Genomic DNA, 22064 nt, shown 5'->3' on the forward strand with positions numbered 1-22064 from the left:
AACTCACCAACCGGAACGGCCAATTCACCTACACCGCCGGCGAGTTGGCCGTTCCGGTGCGTGAGTTGGCCGTTCCGGGCGGTGAGTTGGCCGTTCCTGCCCCGACTGTCGTGAGTGGTAAGTCGGGTTAGAACCCGAATTGCCACTCACGACCACCAGCCACGGCAAACGGTGACTAGTGCTCCCGCAGGCGGTCGAGGCCGTCGAGGATGAGGTCCAGGCCGAACTCGAACTCCGCCTGGTCGTCGCACCAGCCCAGGGTCGAGTCCGGGTCGTCGTGGGCGATGTCGGCCAGCATGCCGACCAGGTTCGGCAGCCGGTCGGCGAGTTCCGCCGGTACCTCGGCCGACGCCCCCGCGTTCGGATCGAACAGCTCCTGGCTGAACCCCAGCGCGCGGCTGCCCAGCGCGTGCAGCGCGTGGTGGATCCGGTCGTGGGAGAACCCGCCCTCGCGCATCAGACCGACCAGGCCGTCGTAGTACTTCAGCACCGCCATGCTCGTCGCCGAGCGCGTGCCGAACAGGCCGGGGGCCCAGCGGTGGCGGAGGAACACCTGCCGTGCCGCGAGGATGCGCCGCCGGGCCGTCCGCTTCCAGTCCGGGCCGGGGGCCACCCGCGCCACCGCGTCGTTGATCTCCTCGGCGACCACCTCGACGATCCCGTCGAGCACGTCTTCCTTCTTGGCCACGTGGTAGTAGAGCGACATCGCCTCGGCGCCGAGGTCTTCGGCGAGCCGGCGCATCGTCACCGCGCGCAGGCCGTGCTCGTCGGCGAGCGCGACGGCCGCCTGCAGCACGCGTTCCCGGCTCAGCGGGATCCGGGCTTCGGTCGTCACGGTGGCGATCGTACAACGTAAGACCTCCTTGACCGGTGCTCGGCCCGGAGCTACCTTACAACGTACGACTTACAACGTAAGGGAGATGTTATGAAGGCTCTGGTGCAGCGCGTGTACGGTCCTCCGGACAGCTTGACCTGGGAAGATGTGCCCGAGCCCGTACCCGGCGAAGGCGAGGTGCTGGTCCGCGTGCACGCCACTTCGGTCAACCCGTACGACTGGCACTTCCTGAGAGGCGAGCCGTACGCGGCCCGCCTGATGACCGGCGGCTTCGGCCTGCGCCGCCCGCCGGCGGGTGTCCTCGGCTGCGACGTGGCCGGCCGGGTCGAAACGGCCGGAACCCGGTTCGCGCCCGGCGACGCCGTGTACGCGCTCCTGCCGCGGGGCGCCCACGCCGAGTACGTCTGTGTGCGCGAGGACCTGCTGGCGCCGATGCCGGGGAATCTCACGCACGAGCAGGCGGCGGCGATGCCGATGGCGGCCGTCACCGCGCTGCTCGCCTTGCGGGGTGTCGAGGCCGGGCAGCGGGTGCTGGTCAACGGCGCTTCCGGCGGTGTCGGGACGTTCGCCGTCCAACTGGCCAAGGCGCTCGGGGCGCGGGTCGATGCGGTGTGCGGCGCGGCCAACGCCTCGGCGGCACGCGTGCTCGGCGCGGAGCACGTCTTCGACTACCGAGCGGAGGACTTCACCGCAGCGGCCGCCGCTACGACGTCGTGCTGGACATCGCCGGCGGCCGGTCGGTGTTCGCCTGCCGGCGGGTACTCGTGCGCGGCGGCACGTTCGTCGCCGTCGGTGGTCCGGCCGGGCGGTGGGTGCAGCCCGCGGGGCACGTCTTCGCGGCATTGGCGTCGGGGCCGTTGGCGCGGCGGCGCGTCGTGCTCGCGGACGCGGTGGCCTGCCGCGACAAGGCGGCGGTCCTGCGTGAGCTGGCCGGTTTCGTGGAGCGCGGTGCGGTCACGCCGGTCGTCGATCGGAGCTACCCGTTCGACGACCTGCGTGCCGCGTTCGCCTACTCCGAAGCCGGGCACGCCAAGGGCAAGGTCGTCGTCACCCTTGGCGTGCCCGGCGTCTAGCCGTTGTGCGGGCAGTTGCCGCGGTAGTCCGAAATGGACGTACTGGTGGCCGGGATCGGGCAGAGGAACTGCTCGTAGCGGGTGTCGTTGTCGATGAACCGCTTGAGCCACGACAGCGTGTACTTCGCGAGCGTCGTGTTCGGCGAGGTCGGGGCGGAGTGGCTGGCACCGCGCAGTTCGAGGTACGCACGGTCCAGTGTGGACGGAAGGCTCGTGTAGAACGGGATCGAGTGCGACGCCACCGGCGCGGTGGTGTCCGACTGCGCCCCGACGATGAGCGTCGGCACGCGCAGCGTCGACCAGTTCGTGTTCAGGTCCCAGCCGGTCAGGGGTACCGCGGCCCGCAGGGACGGCCGGGAGCGGGCCGCTTCGAGGGAGCCGCCGCCACCCATGGAGTGCCCGGAGACGGCGAGCCGGCTGCTGTCGACGCGCGAACGCACCGAGCTTTGCTGCGTCAGGTAGTCGAGTGACGCCAGCAGCTGCCGGCCGCGGCTGTCGGGAAAGTCCCAGCCGCTGAGCGTGTCGATGGTGAACACCACGAAGCCCTGGGACGCCAGGCGCGGGCCCAGCCAGGCGATGGTCGACTGGGTGCCGGTGAAGCCGGGCGAGATCGAGAGGGCACCGAACGTGCCGTCGGTCGTGGTCGTCGGGTAGTAGATGGTGCCGCCGCCGAAGCCGGTGACGGCCGACCTTGCCACCGTGACGGTGCTCGTCGCGAACGAGCCCCGGGCGGCTTCGATGCTGGCGGTGGTGGGGTCGGGGCCTCGCTCGTAGGGGTTCGCTGCGGCCGGCGCCGGGGCGGCGACGCCGGTGGTCAGCGCCAAGGCGGCCAGCACGACGCCGGCGGCTCTGGCGCGCCACCCACGGTGACGGGAACTCTTCTCACTCGAGCCGGACGTCGTCGGCAGGCTGGTGAGTGCGGCCATGGATCGCTCTCTTTCCCCGGGCAGGCGAAAGCGCGCCCGGACACAGACGGGCGGATCGGCAGAACCTGGTGCACAGCAACGGAAAGGCGTGCTGCGGAGGGGTGCGCGAGGTAAGCGCTTTCCTAGTGAAACACCTCGGCCAAATGTTTCACAACGGCCGAACGGAGGGAAATGGTCCGGGCGGTCGCTCAGCGACCGGCGCCAAGGCTCCGCCCGCCAGGGTGTCCACCAGGGTCGTCACGACGGCCAGGTCGACCGAGCGCGCGACCAGGAAGTCGGAGTAGAGGAAGGACTCACCGAGCCGGACCACCGCGAACGCCAGGTCCGGCAGCCCGACCAGCGGGGCGAGGCCGGCCGCGTCGGCGTCGGCGCGGAACAGGTCGACGTGCGCGTCGACCAGCCCGGGCTGGACGGCGCCGCGAGGGTCGGTCAGCACGCGCAGGGCGACCGTCGGCTCCGCCTCGATCAGCTTGCGCAGGCCGTCGCTGCCGGCGACTTCACGGCGGTAGGCCTCCATGACCCAGAGGCAGCGCAGCCGGCCGTCCGGCGTGCGGACCGCGTCGCCGTGTTCGGCCCGCCAGCCGTCGAGCGCGCGCTGCCACGTCCGGTCGGACAGCCGTCGCAGCGCGGCGCCCATCAGGTCGTCGCGGTTGCCGACGCGCCGGAAGAACGTGGTCCGCGAGATCCCCAGTTCCGCCGCCATCCGGCCGAGGTCGAGGCGGGTGCCGGCCATCAGCAGCCGTGCCGCGCGCCGGACGATGTCGTCGGTCGAGACGGTCACCCTGGTCACCCTATCCGCAGGTGGGCTCCGGTTACCTTGAAGTGCGCGGCGCCCCTTCGGTTAGCGTGGTTTCGTGCGCGTAGACATCTGGTCCGATCTGGTCTGTCCCTGGTGCTATCTCGGCAAACGCCGCTTCGAGCAGGCGGTGGCCGACGTCGGCGCCGACGTCGAAGTGGTGCACCACTCGTTCCAGCTCGACCCGTCGTTCCCGCGCGGCACGTCGCGGCCGACGCGTGAGGTGCTGGCCGAGAAGTACGGCCGGACACTGGCGGAAGCGGACGCGATGGAAGCCGAGATGGAGGAGCGCGCGGCGGCCGACGGCCTCGAGTACCACCTCGACGGCGTCCACATGGGCAACACGGTCGACGGCCACCGCCTGGTCCACCTCGCGGCGAAACACGGCGTGGCCGACGCCGTCGTCGATCGGTTCTACCGGGCGCACTTCACCGAGCGGCGGTCCCTGTTCGACCACGACTCGCTGGTTTCGCTGGCGGCCGACGCCGGGCTGGACGCCGACGAGGCGCGAGCCGTGCTCGAGTCCGACGCCTACGAAGCGGAAGTGGCGGCGGACGGCGAGCAGGCCCGCGCACTCGGCGCGTCCGGCGTCCCGTTCTTCGTGATCGACCAGCGGTTCGGCGTGGCGGGAGCCCAGTCGCCGGAGGTGTTCGCCCAGGTCCTGCGGCGGGTCAGCGACGACGCCGCCGGGTGAACCGCGACCGGTCGGTGGCGACGCCGGCCAGGTGCAGGGCCACGCAGAGCAGCCCGGCGGTGGTGAGGGTCCCGGTGGTGATCACCGGGCCCAGCCCGAACCCGGCCAGCTCCATGAGCAGGGCGAGCCCGAAGAGAACGGCGGCGAGAATGGCGAGCATGACGGTCTCGTTTCCGTGGGTGGGGCCGAATGGTCCACGCCACTGGGACGTTCGCGGTACCGGCTTTTCCGGCTTGGTGGCCGGTAATGCCCCCGCGTCGCCCGCCTGAAACGACCTGTTTCGCCGGCCCCGTCCGGCTGCCTCGCGTCCCCGCGTGTGATTGAAGGGTCGGTACGCGTGATTGAAGGGTCGGCACGCGTGATTGAAGGGTCGACACGCGTGATCGGGGGGTGTCAGGCGGGGGGTGGGGCGGTGCTGGAGCGGATGATGAGTTCGGTCGGGAGGAGGACGGGCTCGCCGGCTTCGGTGCCCGTTTCGATTTCGGACAGGAGGGCCAGGACCGCGTGGCGGCCGACCGCCTCGAACGACTGGCGGATCGTGGTGAGCGGGGGCCAGAAGTGGGCTGACTCCTCCATGTCGTCGAAGCCGACCACGGACACCTCGCCGGGGACGGCGCGGCCCGTCTCGTGCAGCGCGCGCAGCAGGCCCAAGGCCATCTGGTCGTTCGCGGCGAACACCGCCGTCACCGCCGGGTCCGCCGCCAGGCGCAGGCCCGCCTGGTAGCCGGACTCCGGTGACCAGTCGCCGGTGGAGACCGGTGGCACCGTGCGGCCCGCCCGCTCCAACGTGGCCTGCCACGATTTCCGGCGGCGCTCGGCCGAGTACGACTGCGGCGGGCCCGCGATGTGCCAGACCGTTTCGTGGCCCAGGTCGAGCAGGTGGCTGGTCGCCCGGGCCGCGCCGTCGGCCTGGTCGTTGTCGACCACCGGGTAGTCGTAGCGGGCGCTGGAGTCGATCACGACCACCGGCAGCCCGTGCGGCAGTTCGATCTCGCTTTGGTCAAGCTGGTGCTGCTCGATGAGGATGATGACGCCGTCGACGGCCTGTTCGTTCAACGTGCTGAACGCGCCCGTCACCTCGCCCTGCGTCGGCCGCGTCACCGGCATCAGGATGATCGAAAACCCCTCCGGGACGACGGCCGCCGCGATGGCGTCGAGGGTGCGGCTGTTGCCGAACGTCGGGAGCGCCGAGATGATCACGCCGATGCTGCGGAACTGGCCGTTGCGCAGGGCACGGGCGGCGCTGTTCGGCCGGTACCCGATCGTCCGCATCGCGGCGAGGACCCGTTCGCGCGTCGCGTCGTCCACATTGGTCTTGCCGTTCGCGACGCGCGAGACCGTCTGGCCCGACACACCCGCCTCGCGGGCCACGTCCGCCATCGACGGACCCCGCCGCCGGGCGTGGCCGGATGCGGACGAGGTCGCTGTCTGGCGCGGCACGGTCACTCCTTGGTGTCCTGGACATGTTTACGTCAACACGTTACTCTGCGGCCGTCCATGTTGACGTAAACATCACGCCGGGTCCAGTGCCCGGCCGCACGATCACTCGGAGAGACGATGACGTCCACAGCGGCTCCGCCCGCCCCGGTGCCTGCGCGCCGGGCGCCCGCGGCCCGCCGGCCGCGGCGGAAATGGCGGGGCTGGCTCTTCGTCGCCCCCTTCATGGTCGTGTTCGCGCTGGCCTTCATCGCGCCGGTCGTGTACGCGTTCGTGCTCAGCCTCTACCGTGATCAGGCCTTCTTCGGCGGCACGGTGTTCGTCGGCGCCGACAACTACATTCAGGTGTTCGGCGACCCGAAGTTCTGGGACGCTTTCCAGCGGGTGCTGGTGTTCCTCGTCGTGCAGGTGCCGATCATGCTGGTGCTCGCGCTGATCGCGGCACTGGCGATCGACAGCGCCCGGCTGCACGCCGCCGGGTTCTTCCGCATCGTGATCTTCCTGCCGTACGCGGTCCCCGCCGTCGTCGCCGCGCTGATGTGGGGCTTCATCTACGGTGACCACTTCGGACTCGCGGCCGACCTGAACCACCTGCTGGGCACCGATGCGGTGAAGCCGCTGTCGCAGAACTGGCTGCTCACGTCGATCGGCAACGTCGTCACGTGGGAGTTCGTCGGCTACAACATGCTCATCTTCTACTCCGCGCTGAAGGTGATCCCCAAGGAACTGTTCGAGGCGGCCGCGATCGACGGCGCCGGCGCGTTCCGCACGATCCTGTCCGTCAAGCTCCCCGCGATCCGGGGCGCCATCGTGGTCGCCACGATCTTCTCGATCATCGGCAGCTTCCAGCTGTTCAACGAGCCGAACATCATGCGCAACCTCGTCCCGAACATGATCGTCACCAACTACACGCCGAACATGTACGCCTACAACCTTTCCTTCAACGGGCAGCAGTACAACTACTCCGCCGCCGTGGCGATCGTGATGGGCGTGATCACCGCGGTCATCGCCTACGTCGTGCAGCTGCGCGGCTCCCGGAAGGAGATGTGACGTGGCCACCTTCTCGATAACCAAGCCCCGCAAGTCGCGTGTCCTCACCGGCTTCATGGCGCTGTACCTGCTCTACACCCTGGTTCCCCTGGCGTGGCTGGTGATCAACGCCAGCAAGACCCAGTCGGCGCTGTTCTCGACCTCGGGACTGTCCTTCGGCGGCACGTTCGCGCTGTTCGACAACATCGGCCAGACGTTCACCTACAACGACGGCATCTTCTTCCGCTGGCTCGGCAACACCCTGCTGTACGTCGTGGTCGGCGCCGGTGGCGCGACGATCCTCGCCACCGCGGCGGGCTACGGGCTGGCCAAGTACCGCTTCCCCGGCCGCCGCGGCGTGTTCGCCGTCGTCCTCGGGGCCGTGGCTGTGCCGCCGACCGCGCTGGCCGTGCCGACGTTCCTGATGTTCAGCAAGCTCGGGCTGACCAACACGCCGTGGGCGGTCCTCATCCCGTCGCTGATCAGCCCGTTCGGCCTGTACTTGATCTGGGTCTACGCCGCCGACGCCATTCCCGACGAACTGTTGGAAGCGGCGCGGATCGACGGCGCGGGCGAGATCCGGATCTTCCTCACCGTGACGCTGCGCCAGCTGGTCCCCGGGATCATCACGGTCTCGCTGTTCACGATGGTGCAGACGTGGAACAACTACTTCCTGCCGCTGATCATGCTCAGCGAACCGAAGTGGTATCCGCTGACCGTCGGGCTCAACCAGTGGAGCGCCCAGGCCAACGGCGCCGGCGCCCAGCCGATCTTCAACCTGGTGCTCACCGGGTCGTTGCTCACGATCATCCCCCTAGTCGTCGCTTTCCTGCTCATGCAACGGTTCTGGCAATCGGGCCTGAGCGCCGGCAGCGTCAAGCAGTAATCTCCGCCGTCACACCGCCGTGAAGGGACACTCGATGTCAAGAATCCGCACCCGCGCCAAGGCGTTCGCCGCCGTCGCGCTGGCCGCCGCCCTCGCGGTCGGCTGTTCGTCCGGGGCCGGCTCGTCCACCGCGCCCGCCGCCGCCACCGGCACCCAGGACTCCGTCGACGCCGCGCTGAAGGCCGGCGGCGAGATCACGTACTGGAGCTGGACGCCGTCGGCCAAGGACCAGGTGGCCGCGTTCCAGAAGGAATACCCGAACGTCAAGGTCAACTACGTCAACGCGGGCACCAACAAGGACGAGTACACCAAGCTCCAGAACGCGATCAAGGCCGGCTCGGGTGCCCCCGACGTCGCCCAGATCGAGTACTACGCCCTCCCGCAGTTCGCGCTGACCGATTCACTGGCCGACCTCAACCAGTTCGGCTTCGGCTCGTTCGAAAAGGACTACAGCGCCTCGACGTGGGCGCAGGTCAAGAACGGCAACGGGATCTACGGCCTGCCGCAGGACTCCGGCCCGATGGCGCTGTTCTACAACAAGGAGGTCTTCGCCAAGTACAGCATCGCTGTGCCGAAGACCTGGGCCGAGTACGTCGACGCGGCCAAGAAGATCCACGCCGCCGACCCGGCCAAGTACATCACCGCGGACACCGGTGACGCCGGGTTCACGCTGAGCATGATCTGGCAGGCCGGCGGGCACCCGTTCTCCGTCGACGGCCGGAACGTGAAGATCAACCTGGGCGACGCCGGCACCAAGAAGTGGACGTCGGTCTGGAACCAGCTGGTCGAGGGCAAGCTGCTCTCGCCGATCGCGGGCTGGTCCGACGACTGGTTCCGCGCCCTCGGCGACGGCACCATCGCGACCCTGCCCACCGGCGCCTGGATGCCCGGCAACTTCATCTCCTCGGTGACCGCGGGCAGCGGCAAGTGGGCCGTGGCGCCGATGCCGACCTACGACGGGCAGAAGGCCGTCACCGCGGAGAACGGCGGCAGCGCCCAGTCCGTGGTCAAGCAGAGCAAGAACCCGGCACTGGCCGCGGCGTTCGTGCGCTGGCTCAACCACGGTGGCGGCGTCCAGCCGTTCATCAAGAGCGGCGGCTTCCCGTCCACCACGGCCGACCTGACCTCGCCCGCGTTCGTCGACCAGGACATGCCGTACTTCGGCGGCCAGAAGGTCAACCAGGTGCTGACCCAGGCGTCGAAGGACGTCGCCCCGGGTTGGACCTACCTGCCGTTCCAGACCTACGCCAACAGCATCTACAGCGACACCGTCGGCAAGGCCTACCTCGCCAACACCGGCCTCGACGCCGGTCTGGCGGGCTGGCAGCAGGCGCTCGTCGACTACGGCAACCAGCAGGGCTTCACGGTCAGCGCGGGATGACCGTCCACATCGGAGGTGACGTCGGTGACCCTGCCCAGGTCATTGGCCGGGTCCCGCGTCGCCTCTTCGGCTCGTTCGTCGAGCACATGGGCCGGTCCGTCTACACCGGACTGTACGAGCCCGGGCACTCCACATCGGACGATCGCGGGTTCCGCGGCGACGTGCTGGAGCTGGTCCGGGAGCTCGGCCCGACCGTGCTCCGCTACCCCGGTGGCAACTTCGTCTCCGGCTACCGCTGGGAAGACGGCGTCGGACCGGCCGAGACCCGGCCGGTCCGGCTGGACCCGGCGTGGCACAGCGTGGAATCCAACCGCTTCGGCCTGCACGAATTCGCCGCGTGGGCCGAAGCCGCGGGTGCCGAGGTGATGTACGCCGTCAACCTCGGCACCCGCGGCATCCAAGAGGCCGCCGACGTCCTCGAGTACTGCAACCACGTCGGCGGGACGGAACTGAGCGAGCGGCGGCGCACCCACGGCGCCGACCGCCCGTTCGGCTTCAAGCTGTGGTGCCTCGGCAACGAGATGGACGGCCCGTGGCAGATCGGCCACAAGACGGCCGACGAGTACGGCCGCCTGGCCGCCGAGACCGCCCGGCTGATGCGGATGATCGACCCGGACCTCGAGCTGGTCGTGGCGGGCAGTTCGCACGCGGACATGCCGACGTTCGGCTCCTGGGAGCGCACGGTGCTGCGCCACACCGCGGAGTTGGTCGACCACATCTCGCTGCACGCCTACTACCAGGAACTGCACGGCGACACCGACAGCTACCTCGCCAGCGGGGCCGCCCTGGACCGCTACATCCGGACGACGGCGGGTGTCATCGACGAAACACTGGCGGAGCTGGGCCTCGACAAGAAGATCGGGATCAGCGTCGACGAGTGGAACGTCTGGGACCTGCGCCGCTGGAACGAGGTCGACCAGGCCGAGCTCGCCGCGGGCGGCTGGCGGCAGCACCCGCGGATCATCGAGGACACCTACACCGTCACCGACGCGGTCGTCGTCGGCTCGCTGTTGAGTTCGCTGCTGCGCAACGTCGACCGCGTCACCATGGCGAACCAGGCCCAGCTGGTGAACGTCATCGCGCCGATCCGCTCCGAGCCCGGCGGCCCGGCCTGGCGGCAGACGACCTTCCACCCGTTCCGGCAGGTCGCCGCGCTGGCCGGCGGGTCGAGCCTGCGTCTCGCCGTCGAAGGACGGTCGCTGCGGACCGCGCAGCACGGCGAAGTCGACCTCGTCGACGCCGCCGCGACGATCGAGGACTCCGGGCGCGGGGCGGTGTTCCTCACCAACCGCGCGACGGCCTCGCCGACCGAGGTCCGGATCCGCCTGCGCGGCGCCCGGTTCGGCGTGTACGCCGCCGAAACGCTGACCACGCCGGACGGCGAGACCCGCCACACCGTGAACACCGCCGACGCACAACCGGTCCGGCCGGTGCCGCTGTCCGGCGCCGCCGCGACGTCCGATCCCGGGGGGACCACCATCACCGTGACACTGCCACCGTTGTCCTGGACTGTGCTCCAACTGGCCCCGCAGGCGGCCCCGAATGCCTGAGTTCGCCATCGGGGAGCACGACTTCCTGCTCGACGGCCGCCCGTTCCGGATCCTCTCCGGTGCCCTGCACTACTTCCGGGTGCACCCGGACCTGTGGGCCGACCGGATCGACAAGGCCCGGCGGATGGGGCTCAACACCATCGAGACGTACGTGGCGTGGAACGCGCACGCTCCCGAGCCCGGCACGTTCGACCTGTCGGGCGGGCTCGACCTCGACCGCTTCCTGCGGCTCGTGGCCGACGCCGGGATGTACGCGATCGTGCGGCCCGGCCCGTACATCTGCGCCGAGTGGGACAACGGGGGGCTGCCGGCGTGGCTGTTCCGCGACCCGACGGTCGGGGTGCGCCGGTACGAGCCGAAGTACCTGGACGCCGTCCGCGACTACCTGACGAAGGTGTACGAGGTCGTCGTCCCGCACCAGATCGACCGCGGTGGGCCGGTGCTGCTGGTCCAGGTGGAGAACGAATACGGCGCGTTCGGCGACGACAAGCGCTACCTGAAAGCGCTTGCCGAGCACACGGTTGCTTCGGGTATCACCGTGCCACTGACCACAGTGGACCAGCCGACGCCGGAGATGCTGGAAGCCGGCAGCCTCGACGGGCTGCACCGCACCGCGTCGTTCGGTTCGGCCGCCGAGGCGCGGCTGGCGACCCTGCGCGCGCACCAGCCGACCGGGCCGCTGATGTGCAGTGAGTTCTGGAACGGCTGGTTCGACCACTGGGGCGCCCACCACCACACGACGTCGGCCGCGGATTCGGCGGCGGAGCTCGACGCGCTCCTCGCCGCGGGCGCGTCGGTCAACCTGTACATGTTCCACGGCGGCACCAACTTCGGTCTCACCAACGGCGCCAACGACAAGGGCGTCTACCAGCCGCTGATCACCTCCTACGACTACGACGCGCCGCTGGACGAAGCCGGCGACCCGACGCCGAAGTACCACGCCTTCCGCGACGTGATCGCCCGCTACCACAAGGTGCCCGACACGGTCCCGCCGCCGGCGCGGTCCGCGCCAACGCCGGGTTCGGTGCTGTGTGACCCGGTCCGGCTGCTCGACGCACCGGAACGCTGGGGGACGTGGGAGTTCCACGAGGAGCTGCCCGCGTTCGACGACCTGACGCCGATGCCGAAGCTGGCGTTGCTGCGCACTTCGGTGGCGGGCGACCGGCCGGGGGTGCTCGTCTTCGGCGAGGTCCGTGACCGCGCCACGGTGTTCTTCGACGGCGAGGCGGTGGGCACGCTCACCCGGGACCACCACGAGCGCGCGCTCGCGCTGCCGAGGGCCCGTGGCGAACTGCTGGTGCTGGTCGAGGACCAGGGCCGCGTCGACTACGGCCCGCGCATCGGCGAGGCGAAGGGCATCATCGGCGGCGCGTCGCTGCACGGCGAGCCGCTGGCCGGCTGGGACGTGCTGCCGCTCGACCTGGCCGCACTCCCTTCGCTGCGGCCTTCGGCGCCGGAGTCCGTGTCCGGCCCGGTGGCCGGGCCGGTGCTGCTGCGCACCGAGATCGACGTCGACGAGCCCGCCGATCTCTTCCTCGACACGGGGGAGTGGGGCAAGGGCGTCGCGTGGCTCAACGGGTTCACGCTCGGCCGGTACTGGCGGCGCGGCCCGCAACGGACGTTGTACGTGCCGCGCCCGGTGGTCCGGGCCGGCGCCAACGAACTCGTCGTGCTCGAACTGGGCACGATGCTCGACCCCGCGGCCCGGTTCGTGCCGCGGCCGCTGCTCGGCCACACCGAGGCCTGATTCAGTCCCCACCGCACCGAAGGGCAGTTCGACGATGAACTTGCGGCGTTTGCTCACCGTCCTTTGTGTACCGATTGTCGCTACCGGTCTGGCGGCGGCGCCTGCGGAGGCAGCCACCGCCGTCACCGTGAAGCCGGACCCGACCTACCGGCAGCAGTCGTTCGACGGCTGGGGCGCCAGCCTGGCCTGGATGGCCGAGGCGACCGGCGGCTACCCGGACGCCGTCCGGAACAAGCTGGCGGACCTGGTCTTCGGCCCCGACGGGCTGAACCTGAACATCGCCCGGTTCAACGTCGGCGGCGGCAACGCCCCCGACGTCCCGTCGTACCTGCGCGCGGGTGCCGCGGTCCCGGGCTGGTGGAAGGCGCCGGCCGGCACCACCCGCGCCGACAAGGACTGGTGGACGCCCGGCAACGCGGCCGAGTTCGACCCGAAGGCCGACCCGAACCAGCGCTGGTGGGTCGACAAGATCAAGAACCGGGTCACGAAGTGGGAGGCGTTCAGCAACTCGCCGCCGTACTTCCAGACCGTCTCCGGGTACGTCTCCGGCGGCTTCAACGCCACCGACGAGCAGCTGCGCTCCGACAAGATCGGCGACTTCACCGCGTACCTGACGCAGGTCGTGCGGACCCTCGAAAAGGCGCACGGCATCAAGTTCGCGTCGGTGAACCCGCTGAACGAGCCCAACACGAACTACTGGAAGACCACCCTCGGCGCCGACGGCAACCCGACCGGCGGGCGGCAGGAAGGCGCGCACATCGGCCCGGCGGTCCAATCGCAGCTGATCCCGGCGATGGCCGGCGCACTGAAGGCGGCCGGCTCGCGGGCGATCGTCTCCGCGCCCGACGAGACCAACCCGGACATCTTCGCCGCGGACTGGGCCGGCTGGTCGGCCGACGCCCGGGCGGCGGCGGGCCGGCTCAACGTGCACACCTACGGCACCGGCAACCGGCCGGTCCCGCGCGACCTGGCCAAGGGCGCGGCGAAGCCGTTGTGGATGAGCGAGGTCGGCGGCAGCTGGCTGGACCGCCAGGACTTCACGGACATGGACCCCGGCCTCGGCATGGCCAAGCAGATCACCGACGACCTGCGGCTGCTCGAGCCGAGCGCGTGGGTCAGCTGGCAGCCGATCGAGGACTACAACAACATGAAGCCGGGTGGCGAGTCCGCGGCCGGGATGAACTGGGGCGAGATCCAGGTCCCGTTCGACTGCCCGAAGAACGCCACGCTGCAGACCTGCCAGATCAAGACGAACACGAAGTTCAACACGATGCGCAACTTCACCCACTACATCAAGCCGGGTGACCGGCTGGTCGGCGTGAACGACACCGCGTCGACGGCCGCGATGCGCGGCGAGGACCTGGCGACGGTCGTGCACACCAACGCCGACACCGCCGACCAGGACGTCACGCTGGACCTGTCGGGCTTCCGCAACGTCCGGCCCGGCGCTTCGGTGACGCCGGTCGTCACCGACGTCACCGGTGCGCTGAAGCGGGGCAAGCCGGTGCGGGTGTCCGCGGGCAAGGCGACGCTGCGGGTGCCGGCGCGTTCGGTGACGAGCTTCCTCGTCGACGGCGTCTCCGCGACGGCGCCGGGAACGGGCATCGGCTCGGGCAAGCCGTTCACCTTCACCGGCGTGCAGAGCGGCAAGTCGCTGTCGGCGGAGAACGGCACGCTGGTGCAGCGCACGACGGACGCTTCGGCGGCGGCGCAGCGCTGGACGCTCACCGACCGCACGGGCCGCTACGGCAGCCGTGACCGGTTCACCATCACCAACACCGGCACGGGCCAGGTGCTCGGCACGGCGGGCGGCGCGGTGACGCTGGCCGCGGCGGGCACGTGCGACCCGGCGGCGGAGTGGACGCTGTCCACGACCGGTGACGGCACCTGGACGTTCGTCAACGCGGCGAGCGGCCAGCTGCTCGACGTCACGAGCGAGTCCCGCGCGGACGGCGCCCGGATCGGCCTCTACAAGCCGACCAACGGCGCCAACCAGCGCTGGCAGGCCATCGCCCGCTGACCCCGCTTGCTCGTGAAGGCCACCTTGAGGAAGTTGTACTTCCTGAAGGTGGCCTTCACGAACTTCAGGCGGTGGCTACCCGGCGCGGCCGACGTCGGACCGGGGCCGGTGGCCGGTAGAATTCGTGCGGACCCGTTGAAACGCCAGCGGTGGTCTCTGTTGACGCTGCTGGCGAGCTCGATCCCGTGCTCGCCGCTTGACGCATGGGAGGGGTGGGCCTTGCCGACCACTGGCGACGGCATGGCGGAGCGGGTCGACGAGCTGAACGCCGTGCTGGCCGATCTCGTCGGGGTTCTCGAATCGATGTCCGACACCCCGGGCCTGCTCGACGCGGTCTGCGGCGAGGCGGTCCGGGTGGTCCCGGACGCGGACCTGGCCAGCATCCTGGTCGTCCGCGACGGCGTGACCCAGACGGCGGCCTTCACCGACGAGCGAGCCCGGCGCATCGACGACGTCCAGTACGCGGCGGCCGACGGACCGGGCCTGCTCGCGGCGCTGACGGGCGAGGTGGTCCGGGTGGCGGTCGCGGAGACCGGCGACCAATGGCCCGAATTCGTGGCGGCGGCCAAGGAACTCGGGGTGGGCAGCTATCTGGCGGTCCCGCTGCGGGTGGACGACACCCTGGTCGGCGCGATCACGCTGTTCGGCTTCGAGACCCACGGCTACCACGAATTCGACACGAAGGTGTTGCGGCTGTTCACGTTGTGCGTGGAGACGGTGCTGCGGCTGACCCGCCGGTACCGGGAAGCCCGCCGGCTGGCGGACGAACTGCGCAACGCGATGGAGACCCGGGCGGTGATCGAGCAGGCCAAGGGCATGCTGATGCTGATCCACCGGGCCACCGAGGACGCGGCGATGCACCGGCTGATCGTGGAGTCCCAGCACACGAACGTCAAGCTGCGGGACGTGGCGGCCCGGTTCACGAAGCGGATGAGCTCGGCGGACGGGGGCGCGGCCCGGCCCTGAACAGCGCCGCCCGTCAGCGATGCTGACCGGATGCTTTGGTCAGCGCTGCACCGCGCGCCTTCGAAGACAGCAGGGTTGGCGGGCCGGGGCCCGGGTAACCGGCCCGGATGCGCATCGTGGTGACCGGAGCGACCGGCAACATCGGGACCGGGGTCGTGCGCGCGCTGCGCGCCGACCCGCAGGTCGAGACCATCGTCGGGCTCGCCCGGCGCCCCGCGGACGGCATCGTCCCGGCCGACGTCGAACGCGACGACCTCGTGCCGCTCTTCCGCGGCGCCGACGCGGTCGTGCACCTGGCGTGGCTGTTCCAGCCCACCCGGCGTCCCGAACGGACGTGGCGCGCGAACGTCCTCGGCTCGATGCGGGTGTTCGAGGCGGCGGCCACGGCGGGCGTGCCGAAGCTCGTCTACACGTCGTCGATCGGGGCGTACTCGCCGCGGGAGGACGACGAGCCGGTGACCGAGGACTGGCCGACGCACGGCTGGCCCGGAGCCGCGTACACGCGGGAAAAGGCTTATCTGGAACGGTATCTCGACGCGTTCGAGGGCCGGCACCCGAAGCTCGACGTCGTCCGGATGCGGCCGGGGTTCGTCTTCCAGCGCAGTGCCGCGACGGAGCAGCGCCGCCTGTTCGCGGGGCCGTTCGTGCCGGGTTCGCTGGTGCGGCCGGGCCTGGTTCCGGTGCTGCCGGACATCCGCGGGTTGCGGTTCCAGATCGTGCACACGGACGACCTGGCCGACGCCGTCCGCCGGGCGGTGACGCGGCCGGTGCGCGGGGCGTTCAACATCGCGACCGGCCCGGTCGTGGACCCCCGGTTCGCGGCGGACCTGCTGGGCGCGCGCACGATCCCGGTCCCGGCGGCCGTGGTCCGCGCGGCGGTGGACGCGGCCTGGCGCCTGCACGCGATCCCGGCGAGCCCCGGCCTGTTCGACGCGGTCATGCGGCTGCCGGTGATGGACACGAGCCGCGCGGAGTCCGAACTGGACTGGCAGCCGGGCCGGGACGCCGCGGCCACGCTGAAGGAGTTTCTGGCGGGGCTGCGGGAGGGCGCCGGCGCGGACACCGCACCGCTGGCTCCGGACCGGCACCGGCTGCACGAGATCTCGACCGGCGTCGGCCGGAAGCCCTGATCCGGTGCGGGTAACGGCTGGAAGCCCTGATCCGGCATGGGGCTGGCGGAAGCCCTGATCCGGTCAGTGGCCCTGCTTCTCCGGCTCCGGGTACTGCCCGCGGGCCCGGTCGGCGGCCGCCGTCGCGATGCCCGCAGCGATCATCGCCACGCCCAGGCCGAGGTGCAGCCAGTCGGCGGCGTTGTCGAGCGGGATGAAGTTGGCCGGGCTGTCGTGGTCCATCGCGAGGCCGAACACCCACAGCAGCACGTAGATCCCGCCGCCGATCATCAGGAAGGCCCGCGAACTCCCGTTGGCGCGCGCGGCCAGCACGCCGAGCACCCCGAACAGCAGGTGGACCAGGTTGTGCAGCACCGACACGGTGAACACGCCGAACAGCTGCGCACCCGACTCGTGCCCGGCGAACTTCAGGGCGTCGTAGTCCGCGGTGATCCCCGGGACGAACCCGAGGACGCCGACGAGCAGGAACGCGATCCCGAACAGCAGGGCTGCGGCCCGGGCAGTGCTCCGCCGGGGCCGGGCATGGACTTCGGTCATGGCGCCGGGCTACCCGGCGCCGAACCGGGCAAACGCGCTAGGCGAGTTCGGCCGAGACGACCGACGGCAGGCCGCGCAGCCGGTCGAGCAGGGACCCGGTCTCCTCGGCCGCGAGCAGGACGGCGCAGACCATGCTGCTCTCGCGGACCCCGTCCCTGATGTCGACGGACAGCTCGTGGACGGGCCGGCCTTCGAGGGCGCCGACCAGGGCGGGGACCTCTTCGGCACCGCCGACGAAGTAGGTGGCGATCCGGCGGCGCAGCAGCATGGCCGAGCGCGGCGCGGGAACGGCGAACGAAGTGGACATGGCGGATCTCCCTTGTGGATGGGGAAACGAGATCGGGGCCAGGTCCCGGAAAAGGGCGATCGCCGACGCTGCGCGCCGACGACCTGGGTTCAGCCGGCGCGCCGGGTTACGAGTCGCGAGGACATCATCGGGCGCTGCACGGCGACAGGCTAACACGCTCCCGGAACCCCGCGCACGGCTCGGCGGGTGGCGCGTCCCGCGGCAGGGCCGGCTCGGGTGGCGCGTCCTGGACGTCCTGAACAACTCTTTCAGGACGTTCCCGCTGGTCAACTCGCTCGGATGATCCCGAGCCCGAGCGGCGTGATCTCGTGGATCTGCGACTTGCCCGACCGGTTGCTGCTGATCAGCCCGCTGGCCCGCAACACCGAGGCATGCTGGCTGGCCGTCGCCGGGGAGATGCCCGTCAAGTCCGCCAGCTCGCTCGTGTTGCACCTCGTCGTCGCGATCGTCACCAGGACTCTCGCTCTCGTCTGGCCGAGCAGCGCCGCCAGCGAAGGGCCCGGCTCCGCGTCGCTGTCGAACCTCGGATGGCTTATCGAATAGACCAGCGCCGGTGGCAGGACCGGGTCCTTGTACGTCGTCGGCATGCCGTGGGCGAAGAAGGCGGGGATCAGCCGGAGCCCGCGGCCGTCGAGGTGCAGCTCCTGGTCGATCGGGAAGCGGACCCGCAGCACCGGCGGGGACCACGTCACCTCCGGGTGCAACGTCGAGAGCAGCAGCTGCGGCCCGCCGCGGTCCAGGTTGGCCTGCAGGCGGTGGCGGTCGCGGGCCACCGCCCGGCGCACCGTGGCCCAGTCCGGGGCCACGCACTGGCGGTAGTAGTCGTGCAGGGCCGCGCCCAGCCGGCGCAGCTCCCCTGGCTCGCCGTCGCCCACCCGGCGCAGCCACGCCGGGACGTGGGTGCCCTGCGCCGCCAGCTCGGCGACGTCGGTGGCCAGCGCCGTCGAGGGCGTCTCGAGCACCGCCGAGATCCCCTCGCCGATCGTGCGGGCGCCGGCCGGGGTGAGGAAGTCCGGGCAGTACCCGTACGGCGGGACGGCGGACATCAGGAGCCGGCCGGACTGGGGGACCGCGGAGCGTGACCCCCGCCGCCAGCGGCCGAAGAACGGCTCACCCTCCGGGCGCCGGATGCGGTAGCTGCTCATCAGCAGTTCCCACATCGGGTCGGCGTCCTCGGCGATGGTCACCTTCGCCAGGTCCGCTTCCGTGAAGTGAACTTTCAACATGGCGGCCACCCCCTTTCCCGGCCGAGGGTAACGGGCACCGCGGGAACCCACGACAGCGGTCACGCGGCCGCCGGAAATTCACGCACCCGGGCCGGAATTCCCCACGGTCTGGCGAGATGCCTTCACCCTCCGCAAGGGTAAAAAGCCGCGCCGTGGCAGTTCACGCTGTGTGATTGGTGCGTACGGGGGGAAACCACCGGCATTCCTTGACAGCGCCATGGTTGCCAGAGTTACGTCGGCGGCTGAATTCCGCGGAAAAGGAACCGGAATCGTTCTCGGGTCACCGGTACGAATCGAGCCACGCCACCGATGAAAGAAGACGAACCATCGTCCCGTCGTTCCGTCACCTCCTGGAATCCCGGCAGCTGGCGGTTGCGCACCAAGATCTCCGTAGTGCTGTTGCTGCCCGTCCTGGTCGCCCTGCTGCTGGCGGGTGGCCGGGTGCAGGCCGAGCTCGACCGGGCCGGCGGGCTCAGTGCCGTCCGGGACCAAATGCCGGTCGTGCAAGGGATTTCCGAACTCGCCGGGCTGGTCGACGACGAGATGATCCACGACGGTGGCGCCCCCCAGACCGCCGCGGTCGACGAGAAAGCCGCCGTCGTCCGTCATGACGCCGCCTTTTCCCAGCTCACCCCGGAGTTGTCCCGGTCATTGGAAGATCAGCTGGGTAAATTGGCCGACCTGCGGCAGCAGACCGGTTCGCCGGCCGCGAAAACCGCCGCTTACCACGACTTCACGGTCGCGCTGAGCGAAGTGATCGCCGGGATCGTCGAGCAGTCCGGAAATGGTGATCTCGGCGCTTTGGCCGCAGTCGCCCAATCATTGGTGCAGCTGAGGACCAGTCTCGCCGATCAGCAGGCACTGGCTGGCCGGTCCGAAGGCACCTCGGTGGCGGCCGCCGAGCGCGCCGCGGCCGAGGAAACCGTACTCACCGGACAGATCCGGCGCGCGCTGCCCGCGGGGGCCGCGGCCGCCCGGTTCGCCGCGGCGACCAGTACCGGTGCCGGGGGAGCCGAGGCGAAGCGCACGATGCTCGGCACCATCCTCGCCGAGCAGGTGAAAACGCTTTCGGACGCGGTCGGCACGCAGACCAACACGGCCCGGTCCGACGCGCTGCGCGACGCCGCCCTGGTGATCGCCTCGCTTCTCGGGGCCCTCGCCATCGCCCTCGCGGTGGCCCGGTCGGTGGTCGTCCCGATCCGCCGCCTGCACGCCGCCGCGCTCGACACCGCGCAACGCCGCCTGCCCGGCACCATCGAACGCATCCGCGAAGGTGAGAACGTCGACTGGCGGGCGACCGCGCCGATCCCGGTCGACTCCGAGGAGGAGGTCGGGCAGCTCGCCCGGGCTTTCGACGACATGCACCGGCAGGCGGTGCGCCTGGCCGTCGGCGAGCAGGCCGAGATGCGGATCCAGGTCAGCGAGATGTTCATGACGCTGTCCCGGCGCAGCCAGTCGCTGGTGGAGCTGCAGCTGTCGGTGATCGAGGACCTCGAAGCCGACGAACAGGATCCGCAGCGGCTGGCCGAGCTGTTCCAGATCGACCACATCGCCACCCGGTTGCGGCGCAACGGCGAGAACCTGCAGGTTCTCGCGGGTGGCAAGCCGGTGCGCCGCGACGTCGGGCCGGTCGCGACGGTCGAGCTGCTGCGGGCCGCGACGTCGGAGGTGAAGGACTACCAGCGCGTCTCGCTCGGCAATGCGCCGCGCGGGTCGGTGCAGTCCGAAGCCGCGGCGGACGTCGTGCACATCCTCGCCGAGCTGCTGGAGAACGCCATCCGGTCGTCCCCGCCGGAGGAGCAGGTCGTGCTCACCGCCGACCGCGGATTCGACGGCGGCCTGCTCATCGAGGTCGTCGACGTCGGGCTCGGCATGACCCGCGAAGACCTCGATGCGGCGAACGCCCGGCTGGCCGCCGGGGCCGCGGTCAGCCCGGAGACCACCCGCCGGATGGGCCTGTTCGTGGTGAGCAGGCTGGCCGCGTCGCACGGGATCACCGTCCGGCTGCGGCCCACGACCACGCGGACCGCGAGCGCCGGCATCACCGCCAGCGTGCACGTCCCGGGCGTGCTGATCCTGGTCGACCTGCCGCCCCGGGCCGTCCTGCCCGGACTGCCCCCGGCGGTCAACGGCTCGGTCAACGGCACGGTCAACGGCACGGTCAACGGCACGGGTGCCGGCTCGGCCAACGGCGCCCGGCACGAGCTCGAACCCCAGTGGCCGCCCGAAGAGCCGCCGGTGGCCGTGGCGGACCCGCCGACGCCGATCTTCGACCAGATGCTGTCGCACTGGTTCGCCGAAACCCCGGTGACCCCGGCCCGGCCGGGTGCCTGGACGACGCCGGCCGACCAGGTCCGCCAGGCCGCGGAAGCCGCGGTCGGCACCCTCGACGACACCGAATTCACCGACTCGGGGCTGCCGGCCCGGACGCCGGGTGCGCAGCTCGCGCCCGGCTCGGTCGCCCCGCGTCCGCAGCAGCCGCCGGACACGTCCTTCCGCGACCCGGCCGCGGTGCGGAGCAACCTTTCCCGGCACTACAGCGGCATGCGCGCGGCCCGGCACCGGGTCACGGGCGAGCCGGAGGCGGAGCAGCGATGAGCACCCGGCAGGAAGGAGCGGAAGTGGCCGAGAGGTCCCGGAACTGGCTGGTGTCGGCGTTCACCCAGGAGGTACCCGGTGTCGCGCACGCCGCGCTGGTCTCGGCGGACGGGTTGCTCGTGGCGGCGAACGAAACCCTGCCGCGTGATCGCGCCGACCAGCTCTCGGCGATCGCGTCCGGTCTCTCCAGCCTCGCGCTCGGCACCGCCGACCTGTTCACCGCGGGGCGGGTGGTGCAGTCGGTGATCGAGATGGAGCAGGGCTTCCTGCTGCTGATGAACGTCGGCGACGGCTCGAACCTGGTGGTGCTGGCCAACCCCGGCTGCGACATCGGGCTGGTGGGCTACGAGATGACGCTGCTGGTGGACCGGGTCGGGAAGGTGGTCGAGACACCGGCTCGGCCCGCGGCCGCGCCGGGGGCGGCCCGGTGACCGAAGGCCGGCGACGCGAGGGCGGGCGGCACGCGGCGTCGCTGGCCCGCCCCTACGCGTGGACCGCCGGTCGTACCCGGCCGACGGTCGACCTGGCGGTGGAAGCTCTCGTCGAAACGACGGTGGAGGGCCGGACGGCGCCCTTCAGCCCGACCAACCCCCTGGCCGTGGTGACGCAGCTGTGCCTGCACCAGCGGTCGGTGGCCGAGGTCGCCGCCCACCTGGGTGTGCCCCTCGGTGTGGCCAGGGTGCTCATCGGCGACCTGCTCTTCGCCGGCCAGGTGTCGATCCGCGACACGCTCACCGCGGATGCCTCCTGGGACGAACGGAACGACCTGCTCGAAAGGGTCCTCAGTGGACTACGTGCGCTCTGACAGTGTCTCTGCAAACAGTGTTTCTGCAAACGGTGTTTCCAAGAACACTGTCTCCACCAACGCTGCCTCGAACAGCGTCTCCAAGAACACGGCCTCGCCAGGCCGGATCACCTCGGCGAAG

Annotated in this window: 21 protein-coding genes and 1 pseudogene; 14 read left to right on the plus strand and 8 right to left on the minus strand. The window is 70.8% G+C overall.

The genetic code is table 11. The features are described 5' to 3' along the window. Window positions 1-175: 175 nt before the first annotated feature. Window positions 176-835 carry a TetR/AcrR family transcriptional regulator C-terminal domain-containing protein gene (locus tag ACLJQF_RS02445; RefSeq protein ID WP_410606539.1) on the minus strand — a complete coding sequence of 220 codons (660 nt, stop codon included), beginning with the start codon at window positions 833-835 and terminating at the stop codon, window positions 176-178. A gap of 90 nt (window positions 836-925) precedes the next feature. Here ACLJQF_RS02445 and ACLJQF_RS02450 point away from each other — a divergent pair. Then, window positions 926-1486: pseudogene (locus ACLJQF_RS02450) on the plus strand (NAD(P)-dependent alcohol dehydrogenase); the annotation flags it as partial. 62 nt (window positions 1487-1548) lie between these two features. Next, window positions 1549-1908: a zinc-binding dehydrogenase gene (locus tag ACLJQF_RS02455; protein WP_410606540.1), complete on the plus strand. Its 360-nt coding sequence runs from the start codon at window positions 1549-1551 to the stop codon at window positions 1906-1908. On the opposite strand, the gene ACLJQF_RS02460 is transcribed toward ACLJQF_RS02455, so the two are convergent. Together ACLJQF_RS02460 and ACLJQF_RS02465 are read right to left on the minus strand one after the other, a co-directional pair. Continuing rightward, window positions 1905-2834: an alpha/beta hydrolase gene (locus tag ACLJQF_RS02460; protein WP_410606541.1), complete on the minus strand. Its 930-nt coding sequence runs from the start codon at window positions 2832-2834 to the stop codon at window positions 1905-1907. The genes ACLJQF_RS02455 and ACLJQF_RS02460 overlap by 4 nt on opposite strands. Window positions 2835-2982: 148 nt before the next feature. Next, window positions 2983-3615, minus strand: coding sequence for a QsdR family transcriptional regulator (locus ACLJQF_RS02465; protein ID WP_410606542.1), 633 nt, complete (start codon window positions 3613-3615; stop codon window positions 2983-2985). An 85-nt stretch (window positions 3616-3700) separates the two neighbouring features. On the opposite strand from ACLJQF_RS02465, the gene ACLJQF_RS02470 reads away from it, so the two are divergent. Beyond that, entirely contained in the window at window positions 3701-4324 is a 624-nt protein-coding gene (locus ACLJQF_RS02470) for a DsbA family oxidoreductase (RefSeq protein WP_410606814.1), read from the plus strand. Here the strand turns inward: ACLJQF_RS02470 and ACLJQF_RS02475 are convergent. Both ACLJQF_RS02475 and ACLJQF_RS02480 read right to left on the minus strand, forming a co-directional pair. Beyond that, entirely contained in the window at window positions 4302-4484 is a 183-nt protein-coding gene (locus ACLJQF_RS02475; RefSeq protein ID WP_308676161.1) for a hypothetical protein, read from the minus strand. The genes ACLJQF_RS02470 and ACLJQF_RS02475 overlap by 23 nt on opposite strands. 233 nt (window positions 4485-4717) lie before the next feature. Then, window positions 4718-5770 (minus strand): LacI family DNA-binding transcriptional regulator, encoded by a 1053-nt coding sequence (locus ACLJQF_RS02480; protein WP_410606543.1) that lies wholly within the window; start codon window positions 5768-5770, stop codon window positions 4718-4720. A gap of 111 nt (window positions 5771-5881) precedes the next feature. On the opposite strand from ACLJQF_RS02480, the gene ACLJQF_RS02485 reads away from it, so the two are divergent. From ACLJQF_RS02485 to ACLJQF_RS02520, 8 genes are all read left to right on the plus strand, one after another. Then, complete coding sequence (locus ACLJQF_RS02485; protein ID WP_410606544.1) at window positions 5882-6811, plus strand: carbohydrate ABC transporter permease; 930 nt, start codon at window positions 5882-5884, stop codon at window positions 6809-6811. Window position 6812: 1 nt separating this feature from the next. Then, window positions 6813-7676: a carbohydrate ABC transporter permease gene (locus ACLJQF_RS02490; protein WP_410606545.1), complete on the plus strand. Its 864-nt coding sequence runs from the start codon at window positions 6813-6815 to the stop codon at window positions 7674-7676. A 34-nt stretch (window positions 7677-7710) separates the two neighbouring features. Next, window positions 7711-9057, plus strand: a complete 1347-nt coding sequence (locus ACLJQF_RS02495; RefSeq protein WP_410606546.1) for an ABC transporter substrate-binding protein — start codon at window positions 7711-7713, stop codon at window positions 9055-9057. Next, window positions 9054-10607 (plus strand): alpha-N-arabinofuranosidase, encoded by a 1554-nt coding sequence (locus ACLJQF_RS02500; protein ID WP_410606547.1) that lies wholly within the window; start codon window positions 9054-9056, stop codon window positions 10605-10607. The genes ACLJQF_RS02495 and ACLJQF_RS02500 overlap by 4 nt, the downstream gene beginning before the upstream one ends. Further along, on the plus strand, window positions 10600-12354 hold the full coding sequence (locus ACLJQF_RS02505; protein ID WP_410606548.1) for a glycoside hydrolase family 35 protein: 1755 nt from the start codon (window positions 10600-10602) through the stop codon (window positions 12352-12354). The genes ACLJQF_RS02500 and ACLJQF_RS02505 overlap by 8 nt, the downstream gene beginning before the upstream one ends. A gap of 127 nt (window positions 12355-12481) precedes the next feature. Beyond that, the gene (locus tag ACLJQF_RS02510) at window positions 12482-14374 is read left to right on the plus strand and encodes an RICIN domain-containing protein (RefSeq protein WP_410606549.1); all 1893 of its coding nucleotides are present in this window, start codon (window positions 12482-12484) and stop codon (window positions 14372-14374) included. Between the two features lie 240 nt (window positions 14375-14614). Further along, window positions 14615-15340, plus strand: a complete 726-nt coding sequence (locus tag ACLJQF_RS02515; RefSeq protein WP_410606815.1) for an ANTAR domain-containing response regulator — start codon at window positions 14615-14617, stop codon at window positions 15338-15340. A gap of 107 nt (window positions 15341-15447) precedes the next feature. After that, entirely contained in the window at window positions 15448-16470 is a 1023-nt protein-coding gene (locus tag ACLJQF_RS02520; RefSeq protein ID WP_410606550.1) for an NAD-dependent epimerase/dehydratase family protein, read from the plus strand. A 63-nt stretch (window positions 16471-16533) separates the two neighbouring features. Here ACLJQF_RS02520 and ACLJQF_RS02525 read toward each other — a convergent pair whose 3' ends face one another. The 3 genes from ACLJQF_RS02525 to ACLJQF_RS02535 all read right to left on the minus strand — a co-directional run bounded on the left by ACLJQF_RS02525 (window position 16534) and on the right by ACLJQF_RS02535 (window position 18540). After that, window positions 16534-17007, minus strand: coding sequence for a DUF4383 domain-containing protein (locus ACLJQF_RS02525; protein WP_410606551.1), 474 nt, complete (start codon window positions 17005-17007; stop codon window positions 16534-16536). A 37-nt stretch (window positions 17008-17044) separates the two neighbouring features. Then, on the minus strand, window positions 17045-17314 hold the full coding sequence (locus tag ACLJQF_RS02530) for a hypothetical protein (RefSeq protein WP_410606552.1): 270 nt from the start codon (window positions 17312-17314) through the stop codon (window positions 17045-17047). A 266-nt stretch (window positions 17315-17580) separates the two neighbouring features. Further along, window positions 17581-18540 carry an ArsR/SmtB family transcription factor gene (locus ACLJQF_RS02535; protein ID WP_410606553.1) on the minus strand — a complete coding sequence of 320 codons (960 nt, stop codon included), beginning with the start codon at window positions 18538-18540 and terminating at the stop codon, window positions 17581-17583. A 393-nt stretch (window positions 18541-18933) separates the two neighbouring features. Here ACLJQF_RS02535 and ACLJQF_RS02540 point away from each other — a divergent pair, with 393 nt between their 5' ends. Genes ACLJQF_RS02540 through ACLJQF_RS02550 form a run of 3 tightly spaced genes read left to right on the plus strand, consistent with a single transcriptional unit; the run spans window position 18934 to window position 21943 of the window. Next, window positions 18934-21138, plus strand: a complete 2205-nt coding sequence (locus ACLJQF_RS02540) for an ATP-binding protein (protein WP_410606554.1) — start codon at window positions 18934-18936, stop codon at window positions 21136-21138. Next, complete coding sequence (locus tag ACLJQF_RS02545; RefSeq protein WP_043776520.1) at window positions 21135-21569, plus strand: roadblock/LC7 domain-containing protein; 435 nt, start codon at window positions 21135-21137, stop codon at window positions 21567-21569. The genes ACLJQF_RS02540 and ACLJQF_RS02545 overlap by 4 nt, the downstream gene beginning before the upstream one ends. Then, window positions 21566-21943 carry a DUF742 domain-containing protein gene (locus ACLJQF_RS02550; RefSeq protein ID WP_410606555.1) on the plus strand — a complete coding sequence of 126 codons (378 nt, stop codon included), beginning with the start codon at window positions 21566-21568 and terminating at the stop codon, window positions 21941-21943. Before ACLJQF_RS02545 ends, ACLJQF_RS02550 begins: the two co-directional genes overlap by 4 nt. The last annotated feature ends 121 nt before the right edge of the window (window positions 21944-22064 follow it).

It is taken from the genome of Amycolatopsis sp. lyj-109, from assembly GCF_046548995.1.
Taxonomy (GTDB): domain Bacteria; phylum Actinomycetota; class Actinomycetes; order Mycobacteriales; family Pseudonocardiaceae; genus Amycolatopsis.